Source organism: Pseudomonas soli, from assembly GCF_021283165.2.
Taxonomy (GTDB): Bacteria; Pseudomonadota; Gammaproteobacteria; order Pseudomonadales; family Pseudomonadaceae; genus Aquipseudomonas; species Aquipseudomonas soli.
Genome location: NZ_CP128543.1, coordinates 3,658,893 through 3,680,701, shown reverse-complemented (window position 1 = coordinate 3,680,701; position 21,809 = coordinate 3,658,893). Strand labels below are relative to the sequence as shown.

The 21,809-nt window shown below is 66.8% G+C and carries 18 protein-coding genes; 13 read left to right on the top strand and 5 right to left on the bottom strand.

Going from position 1 to position 21,809, the window contains the following annotated elements:
* The first annotated feature begins 70 nt into the window (after positions 1-70).
* Both LU688_RS16990 and LU688_RS16985 read left to right on the top strand, forming a co-directional pair.
* Positions 71-508 (top strand): PACE efflux transporter, encoded by a 438-nt coding sequence (locus LU688_RS16990; protein WP_046855196.1) that lies wholly within the window; start codon positions 71-73, stop codon positions 506-508.
* Between the two features lie 91 nt (positions 509-599).
* Entirely contained in the window at positions 600-1,352 is a 753-nt protein-coding gene (locus LU688_RS16985; RefSeq protein WP_038706346.1) for an AraC family transcriptional regulator, read from the top strand.
* Here LU688_RS16985 and LU688_RS16980 read toward each other — a convergent pair.
* Together LU688_RS16980 and LU688_RS16975 are read right to left on the bottom strand one after the other, a co-directional pair.
* Positions 1,322-2,752 carry an efflux transporter outer membrane subunit gene (locus tag LU688_RS16980; RefSeq protein ID WP_160291346.1) on the bottom strand — a complete coding sequence of 477 codons (1,431 nt, stop codon included), beginning with the start codon at positions 2,750-2,752 and terminating at the stop codon, positions 1,322-1,324. The genes LU688_RS16985 and LU688_RS16980 overlap by 31 nt on opposite strands.
* Positions 2,753-2,768: 16 nt before the next feature.
* Entirely contained in the window at positions 2,769-3,521 is a 753-nt protein-coding gene (locus LU688_RS16975; protein ID WP_104445199.1) for a helix-turn-helix transcriptional regulator, read from the bottom strand.
* A 420-nt stretch (positions 3,522-3,941) separates the two neighbouring features.
* Here LU688_RS16975 and LU688_RS16970 point away from each other — a divergent pair, with 420 nt between their 5' ends.
* Positions 3,942-10,283 (top strand): non-ribosomal peptide synthetase, encoded by a 6,342-nt coding sequence (locus LU688_RS16970; protein ID WP_160291347.1) that lies wholly within the window; start codon positions 3,942-3,944, stop codon positions 10,281-10,283.
* Positions 10,284-10,314: 31 nt separating this feature from the next.
* Here LU688_RS16970 and LU688_RS16965 read toward each other — a convergent pair whose 3' ends face one another.
* Complete coding sequence (locus LU688_RS16965; protein ID WP_038706343.1) at positions 10,315-10,959, bottom strand: helix-turn-helix transcriptional regulator; 645 nt, start codon at positions 10,957-10,959, stop codon at positions 10,315-10,317.
* 311 nt (positions 10,960-11,270) lie between these two features.
* On the opposite strand from LU688_RS16965, the gene LU688_RS16960 reads away from it, so the two are divergent.
* The 7 genes from LU688_RS16960 to ribD all read left to right on the top strand — a co-directional run bounded on the left by LU688_RS16960 (position 11,271) and on the right by ribD (position 18,213).
* Entirely contained in the window at positions 11,271-12,314 is a 1,044-nt protein-coding gene (locus LU688_RS16960; RefSeq protein WP_110604484.1) for a methyltransferase, read from the top strand.
* Positions 12,314-13,207: a VOC family protein gene (locus LU688_RS16955; protein ID WP_094011433.1), complete on the top strand. Its 894-nt coding sequence runs from the start codon at positions 12,314-12,316 to the stop codon at positions 13,205-13,207. The genes LU688_RS16960 and LU688_RS16955 overlap by 1 nt, the downstream gene beginning before the upstream one ends.
* 65 nt (positions 13,208-13,272) lie before the next feature.
* A complete protein-coding gene (locus tag LU688_RS16950; protein ID WP_104445202.1) occupies positions 13,273-14,283 on the top strand; it encodes a formylglycine-generating enzyme family protein in 1,011 nt (336 codons plus the stop codon).
* Positions 14,284-14,317: 34 nt separating this feature from the next.
* Positions 14,318-14,914, top strand: a complete 597-nt coding sequence (ribA, locus tag LU688_RS16945; RefSeq protein ID WP_023630993.1) for a GTP cyclohydrolase II RibA — start codon at positions 14,318-14,320, stop codon at positions 14,912-14,914.
* 24 nt (positions 14,915-14,938) lie between these two features.
* Positions 14,939-16,630: a WD40 repeat domain-containing protein gene (locus LU688_RS16940; RefSeq protein WP_023630994.1), complete on the top strand. Its 1,692-nt coding sequence runs from the start codon at positions 14,939-14,941 to the stop codon at positions 16,628-16,630.
* A gap of 12 nt (positions 16,631-16,642) precedes the next feature.
* Positions 16,643-17,302: an SAM-dependent methyltransferase gene (locus LU688_RS16935; protein ID WP_023630995.1), complete on the top strand. Its 660-nt coding sequence runs from the start codon at positions 16,643-16,645 to the stop codon at positions 17,300-17,302.
* A complete protein-coding gene (ribD, locus tag LU688_RS16930) occupies positions 17,299-18,213 on the top strand; it encodes a bifunctional diaminohydroxyphosphoribosylaminopyrimidine deaminase/5-amino-6-(5-phosphoribosylamino)uracil reductase RibD (protein WP_160291349.1) in 915 nt (304 codons plus the stop codon). Before LU688_RS16935 ends, ribD begins: the two co-directional genes overlap by 4 nt.
* A gap of 130 nt (positions 18,214-18,343) precedes the next feature.
* On the opposite strand, the gene LU688_RS16925 is transcribed toward ribD, so the two are convergent.
* Together LU688_RS16925 and LU688_RS16920 are read right to left on the bottom strand one after the other, a co-directional pair.
* The gene (locus tag LU688_RS16925) at positions 18,344-19,072 is read right to left on the bottom strand and encodes a class I SAM-dependent methyltransferase (protein WP_023632689.1); all 729 of its coding nucleotides are present in this window, start codon (positions 19,070-19,072) and stop codon (positions 18,344-18,346) included.
* Positions 19,069-20,496, bottom strand: coding sequence for an MFS transporter (locus LU688_RS16920; protein ID WP_160291351.1), 1,428 nt, complete (start codon positions 20,494-20,496; stop codon positions 19,069-19,071). Before LU688_RS16920 ends, LU688_RS16925 begins: the two co-directional genes overlap by 4 nt.
* 128 nt (positions 20,497-20,624) lie before the next feature.
* Here LU688_RS16920 and LU688_RS16915 point away from each other — a divergent pair, with 128 nt between their 5' ends.
* From LU688_RS16915 to LU688_RS16905, 3 genes are all read left to right on the top strand, one after another.
* Positions 20,625-20,945 carry a YbjQ family protein gene (locus tag LU688_RS16915; RefSeq protein WP_023632483.1) on the top strand — a complete coding sequence of 107 codons (321 nt, stop codon included), beginning with the start codon at positions 20,625-20,627 and terminating at the stop codon, positions 20,943-20,945.
* A gap of 140 nt (positions 20,946-21,085) precedes the next feature.
* Positions 21,086-21,274, top strand: a complete 189-nt coding sequence (locus LU688_RS16910) for a hypothetical protein (protein ID WP_023632482.1) — start codon at positions 21,086-21,088, stop codon at positions 21,272-21,274.
* Positions 21,275-21,494: 220 nt separating this feature from the next.
* Positions 21,495-21,800 carry a hypothetical protein gene (locus LU688_RS16905; protein WP_038706341.1) on the top strand — a complete coding sequence of 102 codons (306 nt, stop codon included), beginning with the start codon at positions 21,495-21,497 and terminating at the stop codon, positions 21,798-21,800.
* Positions 21,801-21,809: the final 9 nt, after the last annotated feature.

The window sequence follows — 21,809 nt, the reverse complement described above, 5'->3', positions numbered from 1 at the left end:
AAGTATTTCTGACTTTTTCTTGCGGCTTTCTTCTTGTAGTTTTGCAGGTCTTTTCTTCAGGGAGCTGAACATGCAAGGCAAGGCGCGCAAGGTCGTCCAGGCCATCCTTTACGAGGCCATCGCCGTGGCCTGCGTGGCGCCGGTACTGGAGCTGGCATTCGGCGCGGGCATGGCGCAGTCGACGGTATTGTCGATCCTCATGTCGGGCATCGCGATGAGCTGGAACATGGCCTACAACTGGGCCTTCGAGCGCTGGGAGGCGCGCCAGCACCAGCGCAGCCGCACCTTGCTGCGGCGCCTGCTGCATGCCTTGGGTTTCGAGGGCGGGCTGGTGCTGATCCTGCTGCCGCTGGTGGCGTACTGGCTGGATATCGGCCTGTGGGCGGCGCTGGTGACCAACCTGGCGTTGTTCGTGTTCTTCTTCGTCTATGCGTTCGTGTTCCAGTGGGGTTTCGACAAGGTTTTCGATGTGCCGGTTTCGGCGCAGGAAGTGGCGAAGGGCTGCTGATATCGGGGGCTTTTCGCACAAGCCCCTGGGATTCCCCTTTGTATCGCTCATCGCCAATAATCCTCCATCCACCCTTGCCAGGCTCGCATCAATGCCGCGCCCGATCATCCTGCCGCTCGCCGAGAACTATCGCCATGGCGAGCACATCGCCCCGCACTGCCATGACCGCGCCCAGCTGATCCATGCCATCAGCGGCGTGGTCACGGTCAGTGCCCGCGAGGGCAACTGGGTGGTCCCCCCCGGGCGCGGTGTGTGGGTGCCGGCGGCCGTCGAACACGAACTGCGCATGGCCGGCGTGGTGCGCATGCGCACCCTGTTCGTCGACCCGGGCGCGCGCCCGGACCTGCCGCGCCAATGCCAGGTGATCGAGATCTCGCCGTTGCTGCGCGAGCTGATCATCCGTGCCATGGACATCGCCCCCGATCATCCGGCGCAAGGCCGCGAGGCGCGGATCATGCAACTTATCCTCGACGAGATCCGCGTGCTGCCGGTGTTCGCCCTGCATGTGCCAAGCCCGCATTCGGCGCATCTGCAAAGGTTGTGCGAGGCGCTGCGCCAGGCGCCGTCCGAGGACTGGGGCCTGGCCCGCGCCGCGGCCCACAGCGGCCTGAACCCGCGTACCCTGACCCGCGCCTTCCAACGCGAGACCGGCCTGAGCCTGGTGCAGTGGCTGCGGCGCATGCGTCTGTTGGCCAGCCTGGATGCCCTGGCGGCCGGGCAGTCGGTGCTGGAGGTGGCGCTGGACCTGGGCTACGACAGCCCCAGCGCGTTCAGCGCAATGTTCCGTCGCACCCTTGGGGTGTCGCCATCGGTCTACTTCGGCAGGACCGCCGAGCGCTGGTAGGCCAGCCCCGGTGCTTCGTCCCAGCCGCCGCCCAGCGCGGTGAACAGGTTGACCTCGGCCAGCAACTGCGCCAGGCGATCACTGATCAGGCCTTGCTGGGCGCTGAACAGCGAGCGCTGCGCATCGAGGAACGTCAGGCTGCTGTCGATACCGGTGCGGTAGCGGTTCTCGGCCAGGTCATGGTAGCGCTGGCTGGCCTCGACCAGGTCGCGCTGGGCCTGCAGTTGCTGCTGGTAGGTGGTGCGCGCCGCCAGGCCGTCGGCCACCTCCTGGAAGGCGGTCTGGATCGATTTTTCGTAGCGCGCCACCTGCATGTCCTTTTGCAGCTTGGCGTAGTCGAGGCTGGCGCGCAGGCTGCCGGCATTGAACAGCGGCAGGTTCACTTGCGGTTGGAACAGCCAGCTGCCGGTGCCGGCATCGAACAGGTCGGCCAGCTCGCGGCTGCTGCTGCCGGCGTTGGCGGTCAGGCTGATGCTCGGAAAGAACGCCGCCCGTGCCGCGCCGATGTTGGCGTTGGCGGCCTGCAACTGGTATTCGGCCTGGCGGATATCGGGCCGGCGTTGCAGCAGGTCGGCGGGCAGGCCGGCCGGCACCCGGGCGATCTGCTCGTCGGCCAGGGGCAGGGGCGGCAAGTGCTCATCGACCTGCGCGCCGACCAGGCGCTGCAACTGGTTGAGATCCTGGGCGGCCAGGCGGGTATAGCGCGCCACGGCGGCGCGGGTGCTGTCGACGCGGGTGGTGGCCTGGATCTGGTCGAGCGCCGACAGCGTGCCGGTGCGGCGCTGGCGTTGGGTCAGGCGCAGGCTTTTCTCGTCGGCCTGCAAGGTCTGGCGCGACAGGGCCAGCAACTCCTGGTCGGCGCGCCAGGTCAGGTAGGCGCCAGCAACGCTGCTGATCAGGCTGAGCTCGGCGCCGCGCCGGGCTTCGTCGGTGGCCAGGTAGGTCAGCAGGGCCTGGTCGCTGAGGCTGCGCAGGCGGCCGAACAGGTCCAGTTCGTAGGCGCTGATGCCGACGGTGGCCGATTGCTGGGTGCTGATCACGCCCTCGCCACCGGTACGTCGCCGGGGCAGATACTGGCGCGTGCCCTGGGCATTGGCGGCGATCTTCGGCAGCAGTTCGGCGCGCTGGATGCGGTACTGAGCGCGGTACGCTTCGGTATTGAGCAGGGCCACGCGCAGGTCGCGGTTGTTGGCCAGCGCGGTGTCCAGCAGTTGGCGCAGTACCGGGTCGCGGAACACTCCCGGCCAGTCGCGAGGCAGCGCCGTGGTAGACGGTCCGCCTCTGTAGGCGGGGCCGCTCGGGTATTGCTCGGCGCTAGGAGAGGGAGGGCGTTGGTAGTCGGGGGCCAGGCTGCAGCCGGACAGTACAAGAGCAAGCAAGGGCAGGGTGATTCGCGGCATGGCAGGGTCTCTGGGTTCAGGTGCCGGCCATCCAGCGGGCCAGGCCGTGGCGTCCGCTGACACCGAGCTTGGCGGTGGCGCGTTTGAGGTAGGTCTCGATCGAGCTGCTCTTCACGTTCAGGCGCTGGGCCATCTGTGGCACCGTGCCGCCGGTGAGCAGGCCGATGCACACCTCCTGCTCGCGGCTGGACAGGCGGATTGCGTCTTGCTCCAGGCGCTCGGTGAACACCTGGCGCAGCGACCCGGCCTCATCGGGCAGCAGGCCGCCCGGTCGGCGATTGGCCGCCTGCAGGAACAGCTGGGCGTGATGCTCGACCAACGGCAGCAGTGTGTCGGACAGGCGCTTGAGCAGCGACAGCTCGGCCAAAGAAAACATTCCCTCGCTGCGTAACCGTTGGCAGCAGATGACCCAACGTCGGTTGCCGCTGCGCGATACCAGGTTGCACTGGTGCACGGGGGCGTTTATCTGGATCAGCAGCGGGTCTTCCATGCGCATGATGCTTTGCAGCAGGGGGTGTCGCAGAGGCTCCTGAACCGGTGTTTCCTCGGGGCGGCCGGCACTGCCCAGTACCTTGACCTGGCGGATGCTGGCCTGGTCGCTGTCGAGGGTCCACTCGCTGAGGTCGAGCCGATGGATCGGCACCTGGTCGCCGATCAGCTGGAGCATCTGTTCGGCGAAGGTGCTATCGCCGGTGCTGGCAACCAGTGCCCCCAGTTGCAGGTACAAGTGCGGGTCGTGGCAGTGTTCGAGGCTGTCGATCAGCTTCATGTGCTTGTCTTCCTTGATCCGGTAACGCGGCGGGTCTCGCGGTCGAGTCCTCTCTGTGCTGGGGCTTGGCGCTATTGAATAGCAGGCTCCGAGCCTGCGTCTGTAGCGGAAAGCGGGGACAGGAAATGCCAATTAATCCGATAAGAAAAGTCGGTGTTTCGCCGCCTATAGACCCTGTGAATCAATGGATTGTCGGACAATTCGTGCTGGTAAGCGGCGAGATCGGCGGCGTTCGCCACGTTCGCGCATGCGAGTAGGCCGCTGTCGGCTGCCCGGTAGCGTCAATGTCCTACAAAAGATTCCGCAGGCTCAGGCCGAGCAAAAACACCCTTGCCATTGTCCGGGTTTGGGGGGCCATACATGGGCTTGGGGGGGTGCTTGAATCCGTGGACGCCCCCTGTTTCAAGGAAGATCCACGCCATGTCCGCCGCCGACACATTCCCCCTGACCTGCGCCCAGCGCGACATCTGGCTCGACCAGATCAGCCATGGCGACTCACCGCTCTACAATGTCGGCGGCTATCTCGCGTTCGATGGCACTGTTGACTGCGACCTGCTGCGGCGCGCGCTGGACCATCTGGTTGGGCTGCACGACGGGCTGCGCATGGTGCTGGTGCCTGAGGCCGGGGAGGATGGCGTGGCCCGCCAGCGCTTCCTGCCCCAGATGAGGGTGCCACTGGACGAGCACGATCTGCGCGGGCAGACGGCGGCGTTCGCAGCTGCGCAGTGCCTGGCCAAGACTTTGCTGCAGCAGCCTTTCACCCTCGACACCGGGCCGCTGCTGCGCATGGCAGTGCTGCACATCGATGCCGAGTGCAGCTTGCTGATGGCGCAGGCTCATCACTTGATCCTCGACGGCTGGGGCCTTGAGCAACTGCTCCATCTGCTGGGTCAGTACTACGGCCTGCTTGAGCAGGGGCAGGTATTGCCAGGCACGGCACCGTCCTACAAGGCGTTCATCGAAGATGACCAGGCCTACCAGGGATCGGCCCGCCAACAACGCGATCTGGCTTACTGGCTGGGGCGCTACGCACAGCTGCCGGATGCGCTGCTGCGGCCCAGAGAGCAGGGGCTGCCCCTTGGCGCCACGCCAAGCCATGCCCTGGAGCGCAGTTTCGATGGTGCCCTGCTGGCCCGAATGCAGAACCTGGCCGACGCGCTGCAAGGGTCGGTAGCCCATGTGCTGCTGGCAGCCTTGCATGTGTGCTGCGCCAGGGCCTGGCAGCGCGACGACTGGGTGGTCGGCCTGCCGGTGCGCAACCGTGGAAGTGCGCGGGCCAAGGCCACGCTGGGCCTGTTCGTTCAGGTAAACGCCTTGCGCATGGACTTCGGCAGGACCTTGAGCTTCGCCGAGTTGGTACGCGGCATCGGCGATGCGCTTAGGCGTGACCTGCGCCACCAGCGCTTGCCGCTGAGCGAGTTAAACCGTGCGCTGGGCTTGTCCCGCGAGGCGCGCGGGCAGTTGTTCGAGATCACCGTGTCCTACGAGCAAGAGCGCCACGACTTGCGTTACGGCAGCCTCGGCGCGCACAGCGTCAAGGTGTGCAACGACCACGAACCCACGCCGTTGTCGCTCTACCTGCGCAGTAACCCGCACAATGGCAAGGCCTGGCTGCACTTGGTGTACAACCAGGCCTGGCTGGCACCCGAGGACGTCGAGGTGTTCAGCACGCGCCTGCTTCATGTGCTGGCCCAAGGGCTCGAGCAACCCCAGGCGGGCATCGACAGCTACGACCTGTTGCTTGCCGAGGAACACCAGCGCCTGCGCCAGTGGAACGCCACCGCCCAAGACCCCGAGGGCCCGACCCTGATTCACCGCCGTATCGAAGCCCAGGCCGCAACACGCGCCGAGGCGACGGCCGCCGTGCATCAGGGGCGCAGCCTGAGCTATGGCGAGCTGAACGACCGCGCCAACCAGCTTGCCGTGCAGCTGCTGGCCATGGGCGTGCTGCCAGAGCAGCGGGTGGCGGTGCTCGCCCGGCGTGGCCTGGACACCCTGGTCGGCTTGCTTGCGGTGCTCAAGGCCGGCGCGGCCTATGTGCCGGTGGACCCGGCGCACCCGAGCGAGCGCCTGCAGTACCTGATCGATGACTGCGCACCGACGGTGGTGCTGACCCTCTCAAACCTGCGTGACCGCCTGCCGGTCACCAACGTGCCGGTTATCGAGCTGGACCGCCTGCCATCGGCCACGGCTGGGCTGGCCAACCCCCAGGTAGAGCGGCTGTCCGGCGCCAACCTGGTCTACGTGATCTACACCTCCGGTTCCACCGGCCAACCCAAGGGCGTGATGGTCGAGCACCGCATGCTGGCCAACCTGGTCGACTGGCACTGCGCCGCCTTCGATCTGCGCCCTAACAGCCATACCTCCAGCCTGGCCGGTTTCGGCTTCGATGCCATGGCCTGGGAAGTCTGGCCAGCCCTGTGCGCCGGCGCGACGCTGCACCTGGCGCCGGTGGGCGAGGGGGGCGAGGATATCGATGCGCTGCTGCGCTGGTGGCGCGCCCAGCCGCTGCAGGTCAGCTTCCTGCCCACGCCCGTGGCCGAACACGCCTTCGCCCAGGGCGAGCCACACCCGACCTTGCAGACCTTGCTGGTCGGCGGCGACCGCCTGCGGCGCCTGGCGCGGGAGCGAGGTTGCCGGATCATCAACAACTACGGCCCGACCGAGGCCACGGTGGTCGCCAGCGCTGGCGAGGTATGCCCGGGGCAGGTGCTGCATATCGGCGCGCCGGTGGCCAATGCGCGGCTATACGTGCTGGACGCCCAGGGGCGGCAACTGCCGGTGGGCGCCGTCGGCGAATTGTACATTGGTGGCGCGGGGGTCGCCCGTGGCTACCTGAACCGCCCGGATCTTACCGCCGAACGCTTCCTCGACGACCCCTTCACCCAGCAGCCCGGGGCGCGGATGTACCGCACAGGAGACCTGGTGCGCTGGTTGCCCGAGGGCACTCTGGAATACCTGGGCCGTAGTGACGACCAGGTGAAGATTCGTGGGGTGCGAGTGGAGTTGGGCGAGATCGAGAGCGCGCTGGGCTGCCATGAGAATGTGCGCGAGGCCGTGGTGCTGCTGCGTGACGGGCAACTGGTGGCCTGGTATGTAGCAGGGCAGGTGCTTGACCCGCTGGACCTGCACGAGCACCTGCGCAAGCGCTTGCCTGCGGCCTTGCTGCCGACGGCCTATGTGGCGATGGCGGCCTGGCCGCTCACCACCAATGGCAAGCTCGACCGGCGCGCCTTGCCGGCACCGAACCGTGAAGCCTTGGTACGGCGCAGCCACGAACCGCCGCAGGGCGACCTCGAACAGCGCTTGGCTGCGCTGTGGGCCGAATTGCTGGAGGTGGAGCAGATCGGGCGGCATGATCACTTCTTCGAACTGGGGGGCCATTCGCTGCTGGCGGTACGCCTGATCGAGCGCATGCGCCAGGCAGGGCTGCACGCCGATGCCCAGGTGCTGTTCGGCCAGCCGACCCTGGCCAGCCTCGCCGCGTCGCTGGGCAGCGCCCCCGCACAAGCGGTACCGGCCAATCGTGTTCCGCCGGGTTGCCAGCGCATCACCCCCGAGATGCTGGCCTTGACCCACCTCGACCAGGCCAGCATCGACCAGATCGTCGGCACGGTTCCGGGCGGCGCGGCCAATGTGCAGGAGATCTACCCCCTGGCACCATTGCAGGAAGGATTGCTGTACCACCATCTCACCGACGAGCGCGATCCCTACCTGCAACAGGCGCTGTTCGCCTTCGACAGCAGGGCGGCGCTGGAGGCGTTCAACCAGGCCCTGGCCGGGGTCATCGAACGTCACGATATCCTGCGCACCAGCCTGGCCTGGGAAGGCCTGGCGCAGCCCCAGCAGGTGGTGTGGCGCCAGGCCGGGCTGCAAGTGAACGTCCTCGGGCCCGGACCTGGCGAAGCGGCCGTGCGGCTGCGCGAACAGGGGCTGCGATTGGACTTGCGCCAGGCGCCGATGATGGCCTTGAGCTGTGTGGAGGACAGTACCCAGGCGCGATGGTTGGGCCTGCTGTATTTCCACCACCTGGTTAACGACGCGGTCTCGGTACAGGTGCTGTTTGCTGAATTGGCGACGCTGATGGCAGGCGAAGGTCATGCACTGCCTGTCCCGGTGGCTTACCGCAACTATGTGGCGTTGAGCCGCGATGAGAGCCGGCAGGCGAGCCATGAACGCTACCTGCGCGAGTCCTTGGCCGGGGCAGAGGCGCCGCCGCGGTTGGCCGGCATGGCTGAGGGGCCGGCTGTGATGGCGCATGTCGAAACCTGCGTCGTCGACTTGCCTGAGGCCCTGGCCGCCACCCTGCGCCAGAGCACGCGCCAGCATGACGTTGGCCTCGGCAGCTTGATGCATCTGGCCTGGGCGCAGGTGCTGGGGGCGTTGGGCGGCCGTGACGAAGTGGTATTCGGCACCGTGTTGCTGGGCCGGATGATGGCCGGCGAGGGCGCCGACCGAGCGCTGGGCATGTTCATCAACAGCCTGCCGCTGCGGGTGTCACTGGTGGAACGCAACGTGGCCCAGGCCTTGGCTGGAATCCACGGCCAGCTGGCGGAGTTGCTTGCGCATGAGGACGCGCCATTGGTCCTGGCCCAACGCTGCAGCGGCCTGCCGGCCGGCGTGGCGCTGTTCGACAGCCTGCTCAATTATCGGCATGGCGCGGCGCAGACTGCATCGTTGCCGGGCGTGACGCTGCTTGAGGCCAGCGAGGTGCACAGCCATGCCCTGGTGCTGACTGTGGACGAGCAGGGCGATACCTTGCGCCTGGGCGTGCGCGCACCCCGTGAGCTGGGCGCCGAGCGCGTGCTCGGGCATGTGTCGTGCGCGCTGCGGGTCTTGGCCGAGGCACTGGCCAGCGAAGCCCCGGTGGCGCTGGAATCGCTGTCGACCTTGCCGGAGGACGAGCGCCGCTACCTGCTGGAAATCGTCAACGCCACCGAGCTGGCGCTGGACCCTGGGTACCCGCATCTGCCTGCCCTGTTCGCCGCCCAGGTGAGGCGCGCGCCGGATGCCGTGGCGCTGCAGACCGAACAGACGCAACTGACCTACCGCGAGCTCGACGCCCAGGCCAATCGCCTGGCGCACCACTTGATCGGCCTTGGCGTGCGGCCCGACACCCGGGTCGGCGTATGCCTCGAGCGCGGCGTGGCGCTGATCGTCGGCCTGCTGGGCGTGCTCAAGGCCGGTGGCGCCTATGTGCCGCTGGACCCCGACCACCCCGACGAGCGCCTGCACTACCTGCTCGCCGACAGCGCCCCGCTGGCACTGCTGGTACAGGGCGCCACCCGCGGCCTGTTCGATGGCCAGCCAACACCGCTGGTGGACCTGGACCAGGGCGCCTGGCAGGCGCACAGCGACCAGGCGCCCGCGCTGGCGGAGCTTGGTGGCGGGCACCTGGCCTATGTCATGTATACCTCGGGCACCACCGGCACGCCGAAGGGCGTGATGGTCGAGCACCGCGGGCTGTGCAACCTGATGCGCTGGGGCAGCGACCTGTGCCCGCCGCAGGCCGATGATGCGTTGCTGCAACGGGCGCCGTTCAGTTTCGACGGTTCGGTGTGGGAGCTGTTCTGGCCGTTGTGCGCGGGGCTGCGTCTGGTGCTGGCGCGTCCCGACGGTCACCGTGATCCGGCCTACCTGGCGCAACTGATCGAGGCCCGCAGGGTGACCACCGTGAAGTTCGTGCCGGCCTTGTTGCATGCATTCCTCGACACCCCGGGCGTGGAGCGCTGCACCAGCCTGCGCGATCTGTTCTGCGGTGGCGGCGAACTGACCCTGGCACTGGCGCAGCGGGTGCGCGAGCGACTGCCCCAGGTGCGCCTGCACAATGTCTATGGCCCCACCGAGGCCACCGTCGACAGTACCGTCTGGACGCTGGAGCCGGGGCAACCACTGCCCATCAACGCTCCCCCGATCGGGCGGGCGATCGCCAACACGCGCCTGTATGTGCTCGATGAGCATGACCGGCCTGTACCCGTGGGCTGCCCTGGCGAATTACACATCGGCGGCATAGGCGTGGCGCGTGGCTACCTGGGCTTGCCGGTCCTGCAGGCCGAACGCTTCATTCCCAGCCCGTTCGTGGCCGGTGACCGGCTGTATCGCACCGGCGACCTGGTGCGTTACCGCGCCGATGGCGAGCTGGAGTTCCTGGGCCGCAACGATTTCCAGGTCAAGCTCAATGGTTTGCGTATCGAACCGGGCGAAATCGAGGCGCTACTTGCTAGCCACCCGGCCCTGGGCCAGGCCGTTGTGCTGGTGCGCGATGATCGGCTGGTGGCATATGCCAGCTGCCGCGATGGCCACGCCGCGCCCGCGCTGGAAGCGTTGCGGGCCTACCTGCTGGCGCGCCTGCCGGCCTACATGGTGCCGTCGGCCTACGTGCTGCTGGCCGAGCTGCCGCTGAGCGCCAATGGCAAGGTCGATCGCAACGCCTTGCCGGTGCCGGGCGCTGCGGCGGTAATCAGCCGGGCCTACCAGGCACCGCGCGATGAGCTAGAGCAGACGCTGGCGCAGATCTGGACCGAAGTGCTGAAGATCGAGCAGGTCGGTCGCGACGACAATTTCTTCGAGTTGGGCGGGCATTCGCTGCTGGCGGTCAGCCTGGTGGCGCGCATGCGCCAGGCCGGCTTGCACGCCGATGCGAGGTTGCTGTTCAGCCAGCCGACGCTGGCGGAACTGGCGGCCAATACGCGGCGCGATCAGGTACAGGTGGAGATCGCCCAGACCACCGTCCCGGTGCTGAAGGGCAGGCGGCGGATCTGATGGAGTAGCGTGACGAGCACTGCGTGGGGGACTACTTCGGCGAAATGCGATAGACGCAGCGCCGGTCCCCCGAGATCAGGTGCTCGCAGCGTTCCACCAGCCCTTGCTCGCCGATCGCCGCCTGGAACACCTGCAGCTCGCTGCGGCAGAAACCTTGGCAACGGGTGGCTGCGATGCAGATGGGGCAGTGATTCTCGACGATCAGCCAGTTGTCGCCGTCGGCCTGGATCTCGGCCATGTAGCCTGCGCGCTCACGCAATTGCACAAGGATGCGCACCTTGTCTTCCAGGCTTTCGGCACCTGCGCAGGCTTGCTGGTACTCGCGGCTGTTGCTGTCTTCCATGCGGCTGATCAGGCGGTCGACGCCGTCGCTGCCGAACACTTGCTCGACGCTCTCGATCAGTTGCAGGGTCAACACGCTGTGGGAATCAGGGAAGCGGCGCTGGGCGGCGGCGGTCAACGCCCATTTCTGCGAAGGCCGCCCGGCGCCCTTGGCCGGCACGCTGATGCCGCTGATCAGTTCGGCCGCTTGCAGTTTCTGCACCTGCTGGCGGGTGGCTTCGAAGGTGATGGCGAGCAATTGGGCAAGGTCGGCGGTCTTGAGCGGCCCGCGGGTCTTGAGCAGGAACAGGATGCGGTCGGCGGTGCAGTTCGAATCTACGGTGGTCGAGGTCATGGAGCGCTGGAAACCGGGCGTGAATGAGCGGATCGGGCACTCTCCTGGGCCATCCTTTGCGCAGGCAAGTGGACGAAGGATAGCCCGGATTCGCGGTGATTTGTGCAAGGGGGAACAATTATCGATAAGAAAATTTATATGCGATAAAAATATAAAAGGTATTAGTTGTATTTATTTGATCCGCGTCTAGGCTGATCTGCGGAGCCTGTGCTTGCCGGTCCCAGGGAGGGGTGCGTGCAAGTGCGTCAACACCTTGCTGGCAAATGCCGGGCATGGGCCCATCAACAACAACTCGACAGGGATGTGAGTGCATGAATGCCCAGAAACCCGTGACCATCTATGAACACGCCGATGAAGTGAGCAGCCTGCAGAGCGTGGTCGACCTGGTGAAGCTCTCCGACCAGTACCGCCAGTCCGCCATCCTGCATTCGGCGCTGGCCCAGCGCGTGTTCGACCACACCCGCCAGCCAGTCGGTGCCGAGGCTTTGAGCGATGCGCTGGGTTGGGTGCCGAACAAGGGCCGGATCTTCCTCAACGCGCTGGTGGCCATGGGCCTGCTCAAGCGCACCGCACAAGGCTTCGAGAACCTGCCGCTGAGCCAGCGTTTCCTGGTCAGCGACAGCGTCGAGTTCATCGGCCCTATCATCGACCACCAGCGCCTGCAGTGGCACAACTGGCCACGCCTGGACGAAGTCCTGCGCAGCCGTGCCTCGCTGGACTTCCAGCAGGAGAACCGCTTCAAGCACGACCTGGCGGCCCGCGATGCCTTCAACGACGCCATGGTCCGTTTCAGCCAGCCCATGGTGGATGTGCTGCGTGACCTGCCGCTGTTCGACAAGGCCCGTCGGGTGATCGACCTCGCCGGCGGCCACGGCACCTACCTCGCCGAGATCGCCAGCCGACATCCGCAGGTCAAAGGCGAGGTCTGGGACCTGGAGCCCACCCGCGAGGCGGCCGCGGCCACCTTCGCCAAGTACCGGCTCGACGACCGTCTTGGCTTCCATGCCCGCAACCTGCTGGACCTGGCCCAGTACCAGGGCGAGCGCGCCGATGTGGTGATGCTCAACGACTGCCTGCACTATTTCACCCGTGAGCAGGTGCGCACCCTGATCGCCGGCGCCGCCGGCATGGTCGAGGGCGACGGCGCGCTGCTGGTGCTGAGCATGGCCCTGGAAGACGATGAGATTCATCCGGCCCTGTCGGCCGACTTCTCCCTGCACATGATGCTCAACACGGTCAACGGTGAACTGCACCCCAGCCGTTACCTGATCGACAGCATGGCAGCGGCGGGGCTCACGGTGGAGCAGGAGCCGATCGGCCGCTATACCCTGCTGATCGGGCGGAGGGCTGCCTGATGTTGCGTCTATTGGCATTGCACGCCGCGCCGCTCGGTGACGCGGCTGCCCAGGCCCTTGACAGCCTGGGCAGCGCTGCGGCGGCAGCGGGTTTCAGCCTGCAGGTCAGCCAGAAGCCGGCCGGCCAGGGGCCGGTGGACGCGGTCTGCCTGCTGCTCGACAGCGCCACGCCCCCGGGGGCGCTGAACACCTTGCTCAGCGAGGCCGCCGGGCTGTGCCGCAATACCGCGCTGGTGCTGGTGCGGGTGCAAGGTACGCTGGCGCAGTTGCCGTCCGCCACGGGGGTGATCGCCCAGTGGCAGCAGGCCAGCCATGGCTTCCTCTATCCGTACCCGCTGGATATCGCCAGCGGGCAGGTGCCCGGGGTGGTGATCAAGGACTGGCTGGCGGGCTTCGCCAAGTTCGCCGCGGCAACCAAGCTGTGGCGCTCCCTCGACGGCCTGGGGCTGGACGAGGCGGCGCGGGCCAGGCAGCGCCCGGAAATGAACCACGTGAACATCCTGACCCGCGACCTGGAGGCGTCCAAGGCCTTCTACAGCGACATACTCGGCGCGAACTACTGCTACAACCTCGGCCCGCGCAAGGCAGTCATGGAGCTCAACGGCTTCGACTTCTTCATCGAGCAGAGCGAGTCGTTCAGCTACCCGGCCGGCTACCACATCGGCATCCGGGCACTGCCCGAGGATGTAAGGCGCATTGCCGACCAGGTCACCGCCGCCGGCACCATCAAGCTGGTCAAGGGCAACGGCCCGGCTCCGGGTTATCACCATGGGCCGGACAACGTGCGCAGCGCCGTGTACTTCGAAGACCCCGATGGCCTGGTGATCGAGGTGTACAGCGCCGAAGTGGAGATGATCGAAAGCAACCCGCGGTTGCTCCTCGACCGTCTCTGATCCCACGTCGTCACACGTCTGCCGCGCCTTTGCGCGTGCAGGCCTGTGCCCAGGCAGGTATTCGCATGAACAGCTACAAACAGTGGCATTGGCCACGGCTGCCCAGCCCGCTGCCCAAGGATGTCAGCGACCGGGCATTGATGGGCTATCCCGAGCAGTACCAGGAGCATCCCCTGCAGGCCAAGGTCAGCGAGGCGTTCGCCGATCTGCTCCAGGCTCCGCTGGATGTCCTGCTCGCCATCCTGGAACAGCCGCGCCAGCCTTTGGCGCGTCGCATCGGCGCCGGCGAGGTGTTGGCGCTGCGCGGTGATCCACGCATCGACACCTTCGCCCCGGACATGATCGACATTCCCGCGGCGCGGGTGCACATCGGCCTGGATCCAGGCGCGGTGACGCAGGTGATGGAGCAGTTCGACGGGCTGGGCCTGGACCGCAGCTGGATCGACAAGGAGACCCCGCGCCACGCGGTCGAGCTGGCGGCGTTCCGCATCGCCCGCTTCCCGGTCACGCACCAGGAGTATCGCCAGTTCCTGCTCGACAGCGGTCATACCGGCATCCCCGACGGCTGGGCCTTCGGCCGCTACCCACGGCACCATGCCAACCACCCGGTGTACAGCGTCTCGGCCAGTGATGCCGATGCCTATGCCCGCTGGCTCAGCGAGCGTACCGGCCGGCGCTTTGCCCTGCCCACCGAGGCGCAGTGGGAGTATGCCGCCGCCGGCCCCGAAGGGCGGCAGTTCCCCTGGGGTGACGCCTACCAGGTCGAGCATGCCAACACCGCCGAGCTGGGTTATCTGGATAGCACGCCGGTGGGCGTGTTCATCGACGCCGCCTCGCCGTTCGGGGTGCTGGACATGGCCGGCAACGTCGAGGAGTACGTTGCCGAGGACTACCAGCCTTACCCCGGTGGCCCGCGCATCGAGGACGACCTGGTGCTCGATGTCGGCACCCACCGCGTTGCCCGCGGTGGCAGCTTCACCCGTTTCCGCGACCTGGCGCGCACCGCGCGCCGCCACGGGCGTTACCCGCGACCGATCTACGTCATGGGTTTGCGCCTGGTTGAAAACCATAACTGAGTTTTTCCGTCTTCCGTGCAAGAGGTCTGATTCCATGAACAAGGATGTTTCGCTTCACACCATCGTGCCGATTTCCATCCTCGGCGGCGATGTCGATGCCCATTTCTTCGGCTTCAACGGCTTCGCGCGCGACCAGGAGCATTTCGCCGTGGGCATCGGGCGCGATCAGTGCGACGTGCCCCTGGTGCGGGTGCATTCCGAGTGCATCACCGGCGATGTGTTCGGCTCGCAGCGCTGCGATTGCGGCCCGCAGCTGCAGGAGGCCCTGCGTACCCTCAAGGAGGTCGGCGGCTACCTGATCTACCTGCGCCAGGAAGGGCGCGGCATCGGCCTGTATTCCAAGTTCGAGGCCTACCTGCTGCAGGACTCGGGCCTGGACACCTACGAAGCCAACCTGCGCCTCAACCACCTGGCCGACTCGCGTTCCTTCGACCCTGCCGTGCAGATCCTGCGCGCCCTGGGCGTGGACCAGTGCCGCCTGCTGACCAACAACCCGGAGAAGGTCGCCCAGTTGCGCGCCGGCGGCATCGATGTGATCGAGCAGGTACCCACCGGGGTGTTCCTGACCAACCACAACCGCAACTACCTGCAGGCGAAGGCCGTCAAGTCCGCCCATTCGATCAAGCTCTGACCTCCAGCGAAAAAGGATCTTTCGATGAAACACATTGGCCCTATCAGCGGTATAGCCGCCCATGCCGCGCATTTCGTCGCCACCGCCGGCTACGACAACCAGGTGATCCTGTGGAACGCCACCACCGGCGAGCCTATCCACCGCGTGCACCATGACCACCTGGCCAACCAGTGCGCCTTCAGCAGCGACGGCAAGCACCTGGTCAGCGCCAGCAGCGACTACACCGCGCGTATCTGGGAAGTGCCGAGCATGCGTCTGAAGGCCGTGCTGCAGGGGCACAACGACGACGTCGAGATGGCGGTGTTCTCGCCCGACAGCCAGCGCGTGGCGACCTGCTCGCGTGACCACGTGCTGCGCATCTTCGACCTCGATGGCGTGCAACTGCAGGCATTCCATGGCCACCAGGCCGACGTGATCTCGGTGGTCTGGTCGCCGGATGGCCAGCGCCTGATCTCCAGCAGCGATGACGGCACCGTGCGCCAGTGGGACACCCGCAGCGGCCAGCAATGCGATGAGGTGGACATCGGTGGCGTGGAAACCGACACCATCGCCATCACCCGCGAAGGTGTGGTGTTCGCCGGCGATGACGAGGGGCGCATCTCGATCATCGCCGATGGCCAAGTGCAGACCGTGCCGGCCCATGCCGCAGGGATCAAGCGCATCGTCTGGAACGACGACAAACGCCTGCTGGTTAGCCTGAGCTATGACCGCTCGGCGATCCTCTGGACGTTTGATGCCGGGCGCAACCTGGTCAAACGCCGCAGCACCGCGCTGCCGAGCATCGTCTGGCCACGCAGCTGCGCCTTCGTTGGCGACGAGCAGCTGGTGTTCGCCACCTTCGGCTCGCGCTACGCCACCTGGAACTACGAGCAGGACCAGTGGCAGGTGTCGGGCATCGAGCCGGCGGTGAGCATCAATGCCGTGGTGCGCAGCGAAGAGCGCCAGTACAGCATCGGCGACGCTGGCATCCTGCACCGTGACGACCAGCCGGTGACTTGTGTCGGCAGCCTGTGCAACTTCCTCCTGCCGTTCGGCCCGTTGCTGCTGACTGGTGGCCAGATGGGCCAGGTGTTCGATGGCCTGTCCGGGCGCATGCTCTACCAGCACCGTTCACCGCTCAACTGTGGCGCCACCTTCGTCAAGCAGGGCGAGGACCTGGCGCTGATCGGCACCTACACCGGCGAAGGCCTGGTGTTCGGCCATGACGGCAAGGGCGGCTTGCGCCTGGTGGCATCGATCCCGATGCACGACAACGCGATCAAGGGCGTGGCCGCCGACGAGCGCCACCTGTTCAGCGTCTGCGCTTCGGCCGACGCCGCGTTGCACAGCATCGCCGACTTCAGCTGCGTGCGGCATATCGAGGCGGCGCATACGCGCATTTCCAACGGCTGCTGCCCGATCACCGGCGGTTTCGCCAGTATCGGCCGCGACCTCAAGTTGCGCCTGTGGCTGGAGACCGGCGACGAGGTGTTCGACTCGCCGCACCAGCACTCGATCAAGTGCATCGCCGCCTCCAGCGATGGCCGGGTGATCGCCACCGCCGCCTACAACGGCACCGTGGCGTTGTTCGACCTGGCCTCGCGGCGCTGGCTGCCGGTGCAGCGGCCCACCGCCAGCGGCATTTCCTGCCTGACCCATGACGCGGCCAGCGATGCGTTCCTGGCCAGTTCCTATGATGGGCGCATCTACGGCATCGACGCCCGCCTGGCATCCTGAAGGAGCAGCACGATGAGCAAGCAAGCAAGCGACTTCATGCCCCAGGGCGACTACCGCAAGGCCCTCGACACCTCGTTCGTGCACCGCTACAGCCACGGCGAGGACGAGTGGTCGTGGGATGTCGGCATGATCCAGGCGGCCCAGGCCTTCCTGGAACGGCTCGACCCGCACGGTGACCAGCATGTGCTGGATATCGGCGTGGGCCGTGGCCGCGATGCCTCCACCTTTATCCTCGCCGGGCACCGCGTCACCGGGCTGGATATCGTCGAGAACTCCAGCTGGCCGTTGTTGCGCAAGCGCTGGGGTGATCGTCTCGACCTGGTGAACAAGGCCATGCAGGACTGGCAGCCGGCGCCGGGGACGGTGTTCGACGCGGCCCTGGACAACGGCTGCTTCCACCATCAGCACCCGGACGAGTGGGGCCCTTACCTGGCCCACGTGCGCCGCCTGCTGCGCCCTGGCGCGCTGGTCGGGCTGAACGTGTTCGGGGTCGATGATGCCCACCCCGAGGCGGGGTGGCGGGAAATGGACAACCAGCGCCAGGGCTATTTCTTCACCGACGCTGGCATCCGCCAGACACTGGAGGCCCATGGCTTCACCTGGCAGGGCCTGGAGGTGATCGAGCGTCAGCATGGCGAGGCCCGCTATCTGCTGGCGCTGGTCCGCACGTGAGTGCGCTCGACCGCCATTACCTGGACATGGCCCTGGCGCTCGCCAGCCAGGGCCTGTACAGCACCATGCCCAACCCGCGGGTCGGCTGCGTGATCGTCAACGACGGCCAGGTGGTGGGGCGCGGCTGGCACCAGCGCGCCGGCCACGCCCATGCCGAGGTGCACGCCTTGCAGGAGGCAGGCCCGGCGGCGCGCGGGGCCACCGCCTATGTGACGCTCGAGCCTTGTGGTCACCATGGGCGGACCCCGCCGTGCGCCGATGCCCTGGTGGCCGCCGGGGTGCGCCGGGTGGTCACGGCCAGTGCCGATGCGTCGCAGAGCATCGGTGCGCTTCGGCTGCGCGAAGCGGGCATCGCGGTCGAGGCCATGCCCTGTCCCACGGCGCGAGCCCTCAATCGCGGGTTTTTCTCGCGTATCGAGCGCCAGCGCCCCTGGGTGCGGGTATTGCGGCCGGCGGCGCTGGCCATTGGCGCGATGGGTGAGGGCGCAATGCTCAGCCATTGCGACGAGCAAGCGCCGCTGGAGCACTGGCGGGGCAGGGCCTCGGCGTTATTGACCACCAGCGACTGGGTCAAGGCCTGCGACCCGTCGCTGCTGGCGCAGGTTCCGGCACAGCGAGTCGAGCCGGTGACTCCGTTGCGGGTGGTGGTTGATCAGCGGCTCGATTGCCCGGCCTCGGCCAAGGTGCTGGATGGCCTTGCTCCGACGCTGGTGCTGCATACGGCGCAGGCGATGCGTGACGGGCGCTATGCCCGGGCGCGCTGCCAGGTGATCGAGGAGGTTGATGCTCAGCGGGTGTTGCAGGCGTTGTACGCGCTCGACTGCAATGAAGTCCAGGTCGAGGCGCAGCCTGCGTGGTGCGAGGTTCTGGCGCGCCAAGGGCTGGTGGATGAGTGGCTGGTACAGGTCTGAGCGGGGACGCCTTGTGCATCCCATCGCTGGCAAGCCGGTTCCTACGGGATGGCGCATGGCTTGAGGTTGGACGCGATCGGTGTGGGAGCCGGCTTGCCGGCGATGCGCCGCGTTGGCGGCGCCAGCGATCTCAGCGGCTGCAGATCAACCCGACTTGCAGGCTGTTCTGTTCGAACAGGTCCCAATACCCCGGCGGATGTGCCTTCTTGCGGATGCCGCTGATCAGCGGGGCGATCCAGCGCACATTGCGCAGGCCCACGTCATGGGCGGCCTGCTCGTAGACCGCCTTGTGCCAGCGGTAGTAGGTGAAGTCCGCCGGCGGCGTGCTCATGAACTGTCCCTGGCAGCGGAAGCCGCCCTCGACCGGCTGTTCGTCCAGTACGCGGATGCCGTACTCGGTGAAGTTGCCACGGGCCAGGTCGAAGGTCGGGTTGGCGGTGTAGGCAATCAATCGACCGGACGGCTTGAGATTGAGGGCGACGCTTTCGAACATGCGCCGCAGCTCCTCGACGCTGCCGGCGTAGTTGAACAACCATGCCGCAGTGACCTTGTCGAACTGGCCGATCTGGCCCATCTGCGCCACGTCGCGCACCTCGTAGGCGATGCCGTCGTTGGCCTGGCGCGCCTGGTAGATCATGCTCGGCGAGATGTCCACGCCATGCACCTTCGCCGCGCCCCAGTCCTTCAGGCGGCGGCTGAAGAAACCGTGGCCGCAGGCCAGGTCGAGGATCTCTTCGCCGATCACTTCGCCGGCCATGTAGCGAAAGGTGTCGACCTCGACCCCGCGCTGGCTGGCGTGGCTGGTGAAGTCCTCGAACTGCTCGCTGATGCGCTCGTAGACTTCCTTGGATTCCTTCATGGGCACTCCTTGCGTTCAGAGGTGAGGCGCAACGCCAATGGCAGGGCCAACAGCGGTGCGCAGGCGAATACGGCGAACAGCCACAGCGCCGCACTGCGTGCGCCTTCCACGCCACCGGGCTCGACCAGCCCGGCGCTGTTGGCCACCAGGCCGGCCAGGGCCGCGGCCAGCGCGGTGGCATACAGCTGCACGGTGGTGATCGAGGCTGAAGCGAGGTTTTCCTCGCCGGGGCGCGCCGCCTGCAGCACGCGGGTAAGCAAGTGTGGCCAGCCCAGGCCGATGCCCAGGCCGACGCCGGCCAGGGCCAGGGCAAACAGGGCCAGGCCCGGCGTGCTGGCGACCCACGCCAAGGCGGGTGTCAGCAGTGCCAGGGCCAGCAGCGCCAGGGCCACCAGCAGCGGGCCGCAGCGGATCTGCCAGGCTCCGCCATTGCGGTCACGCCCGGCGCTGGCCAGGGCGCCGACCGTCCAGCCGGCGGCCATCACGGCCGTCAGGTAGCCCGCGGCCAGGGGGCCGAAGCCATGGATGCGCTGCAGGAAGTAGGGCACATAGATCTCGGTGGTGATGGCCGCGACCAGCAGGCACATCATGGCGAACAGTGCGCCCATCGGTTGCCTGAGGCTGTAGGCGCCGGTGGGCAGCAGGTGGTGGCGGGCGCGGGGATCGAGGCGGGCGATCAGCGCGGCGATGGCCAGGCCGGCGACGATCCCGCCCAGGTTGACCCACAGTGAGTCGGCCAGGCTGGCCGCGCAGATCGCCAGCACCGAGGCCACCAGGCAGGCGATCAGGCCATAGGCCGGGCGGGCGCCATTGTCGTCCAGCGCCTGGCGCGCCGGCAGGCGCAGGCAGACGATCAGCGCCAGGGCGGCGGCCACCGGCAGTAGCGACCAGAATGCCCAGCGCCAGTGCCCACCCTCGGCGAATACGCCGCCCACGGCCGGGCCGCACAGCGTGGCCACCCCCCACATCGCCGAGACCAGGGCCATGGCGCGGGGCCACAGGCGGCTCTCGAACACCAGGTGGATCAGCGCATAGCTCAGGGCGAACAGGATGCCGCCGCCCAGGCCCTGCACGCTGCGCCCGACCAGCAGCAGCGGCATGCTGGTGGCCATTGCGCACACTGCCGAACCGAGGGTGAACACCAGCAGTGCCAGCAGGTAGGCGACCCGTGGCCCACCGCGGGCCAGCAGGCGGGTGGAAAGGGTGGAGCCGATGATCGAGGCCACCACGAACAAGGTGGTGTTCCAGGCATAGAAGGCCAACCCGCCGATTTCGTCGATCACCGTGGGCAGCAGCGTGGTGACGATATAGACATTGACGGCGTGCAGGGCGACACCGCCGGCCAGGGCGATCGAGCGCAGCGCATTGCCACCGCTGAGCAATTCGCTCCAGCGTGCGGGGGGCTGTTCGGGGATGGCGGTCATGAAGGCTCCTTGCGTGATCCTGCGCTGGGAGTCTAGGAGCCGGAAAATCATTATTCAAGAAGTTGCTTGTGTAATTTGGCCGCAGAGGATTTGTTAGGATCGTGCTCTTTGTTCCAGGAGCTTCACCCATGATCATCAGCACCACCAGCCAGCTCGAAGGCCGCCCCGTTGCCGAATACCTCGGAGTGGTCAGCGCCGAATCGGTGCAGGGGATCAACTTCGTGCGCGATTTCTTCGCACGCTTTCGCGACTTCTTCGGTGGCCGTTCGCAGACCCTGGAGAGTGCGCTGAAGCTGGCCCGTGAGCAGGCCACCGAGGAGCTTGTGGCGCGGGCACGGCAGTTGCAAGCCGATGCAGTGGTGGGCGTGGACTTCGAGATCAGCATGCCGTCGGTGCAGGGCGGCATGGTCGTGGTGTTCGCCACCGGTACGGCGGTGCGCTTGAAGTAAGGCCAGTTGCCACTGGTCGGGCAAGGAGTTTTTGTCCGACTGGTCTGCAAATGACCGGCTAGTCTCACTTCAACGGGCCGCTGCTTCACTAGGCAGGTGCATTGCCTGCCGGCACGGTCGCCATTGGAGGGAGTCAGGGCATGAGCGAATCTTTTTTTGAAGACCTGAACGATGCGTTTCCGATCAACAGCCAGGTGCGCTGCGGGCAAGCGGCCTTGCGCCTGGGCTTTGCCAACATGACCTTGGACGAGTCGGAGCAACTGCAGCCGGCACACCTGCAACGGGCCAAGAAGGGGCGGTTCACGCCGCGTGTCCCGTCGAAAAAGTGAAACAGCACATTAGCGGGGCAAGCCCGCCCCACAGGCAAACAAGGTCTGTGGGGCGGGCTTGCCCCGCGATCATGTTTGTCCGATCTGTGCAAAACCGCCCAATGGCACGCATTTCCCGTCATTTCTTGATCCCGCTCATGGTATCGGCGGGTCCCCCTCGCCGTCGGCTCGAAGCTGTGCTTTTCTTGCGCGGCATTTCAGACACGGAGTATCGACTTCAATGCGAATCAGGGAAGAGACCTACTGGCAATGGGCCGATGCACAGTTGCACAGCCGTTGTCATGACGAGGAGTTGAGCGACGGCACCAGCATCGATGTGCAGGTGCGCCTGTCCAGGGTTGGCGCCACGCAGCTGTTTCTTGGGCTGTACGCCCGCGACGGCAAGGCATTGCTGGAGGAGTATTACCCCTCGCGCCCGGGCGAGACCATGACCCGCGCCCTGGTGTGGGGCGTTGACCGCGCCCGTGCCCTGGCCACGGGCGCCTTGCCGCTGCCCGAAGCCATGCCGCGCAGGCGCCAGGCATGAAAAAGCCCG

Excerpts from the sequence above, each read along its gene's own strand:
- LU688_RS16990 (WP_046855196.1), top strand. The coding sequence starts at position 71 with ATGCAAGGCAAGGCGCGCAAGGTCGTCCAGGCCATCCTTTACGAGGCC.
- LU688_RS16985 (WP_038706346.1), top strand. The coding sequence starts at position 600 with ATGCCGCGCCCGATCATCCTGCCGCTCGCCGAGAACTATCGCCATGGC.
- LU688_RS16980 (WP_160291346.1), bottom strand. The coding sequence starts at position 2,752 with ATGCCGCGAATCACCCTGCCCTTGCTTGCTCTTGTACTGTCCGGCTGC.
- LU688_RS16975 (WP_104445199.1), bottom strand. The coding sequence starts at position 3,521 with ATGAAGCTGATCGACAGCCTCGAACACTGCCACGACCCGCACTTGTAC.
- LU688_RS16970 (WP_160291347.1), top strand. The coding sequence starts at position 3,942 with ATGTCCGCCGCCGACACATTCCCCCTGACCTGCGCCCAGCGCGACATC.
- LU688_RS16965 (WP_038706343.1), bottom strand. The coding sequence starts at position 10,959 with ATGACCTCGACCACCGTAGATTCGAACTGCACCGCCGACCGCATCCTG.
- LU688_RS16960 (WP_110604484.1), top strand. The coding sequence starts at position 11,271 with ATGAATGCCCAGAAACCCGTGACCATCTATGAACACGCCGATGAAGTG.
- LU688_RS16955 (WP_094011433.1), top strand. The coding sequence starts at position 12,314 with ATGTTGCGTCTATTGGCATTGCACGCCGCGCCGCTCGGTGACGCGGCT.
- LU688_RS16950 (WP_104445202.1), top strand. The coding sequence starts at position 13,273 with ATGAACAGCTACAAACAGTGGCATTGGCCACGGCTGCCCAGCCCGCTG.
- ribA (WP_023630993.1), top strand. The coding sequence starts at position 14,318 with ATGAACAAGGATGTTTCGCTTCACACCATCGTGCCGATTTCCATCCTC.
- LU688_RS16940 (WP_023630994.1), top strand. The coding sequence starts at position 14,939 with ATGAAACACATTGGCCCTATCAGCGGTATAGCCGCCCATGCCGCGCAT.
- LU688_RS16935 (WP_023630995.1), top strand. The coding sequence starts at position 16,643 with ATGAGCAAGCAAGCAAGCGACTTCATGCCCCAGGGCGACTACCGCAAG.
- LU688_RS16925 (WP_023632689.1), bottom strand. The coding sequence starts at position 19,072 with ATGAAGGAATCCAAGGAAGTCTACGAGCGCATCAGCGAGCAGTTCGAG.
- LU688_RS16920 (WP_160291351.1), bottom strand. The coding sequence starts at position 20,496 with ATGACCGCCATCCCCGAACAGCCCCCCGCACGCTGGAGCGAATTGCTC.
- LU688_RS16915 (WP_023632483.1), top strand. The coding sequence starts at position 20,625 with ATGATCATCAGCACCACCAGCCAGCTCGAAGGCCGCCCCGTTGCCGAA.
- LU688_RS16910 (WP_023632482.1), top strand. The coding sequence starts at position 21,086 with ATGAGCGAATCTTTTTTTGAAGACCTGAACGATGCGTTTCCGATCAAC.
- LU688_RS16905 (WP_038706341.1), top strand. The coding sequence starts at position 21,495 with ATGCGAATCAGGGAAGAGACCTACTGGCAATGGGCCGATGCACAGTTG.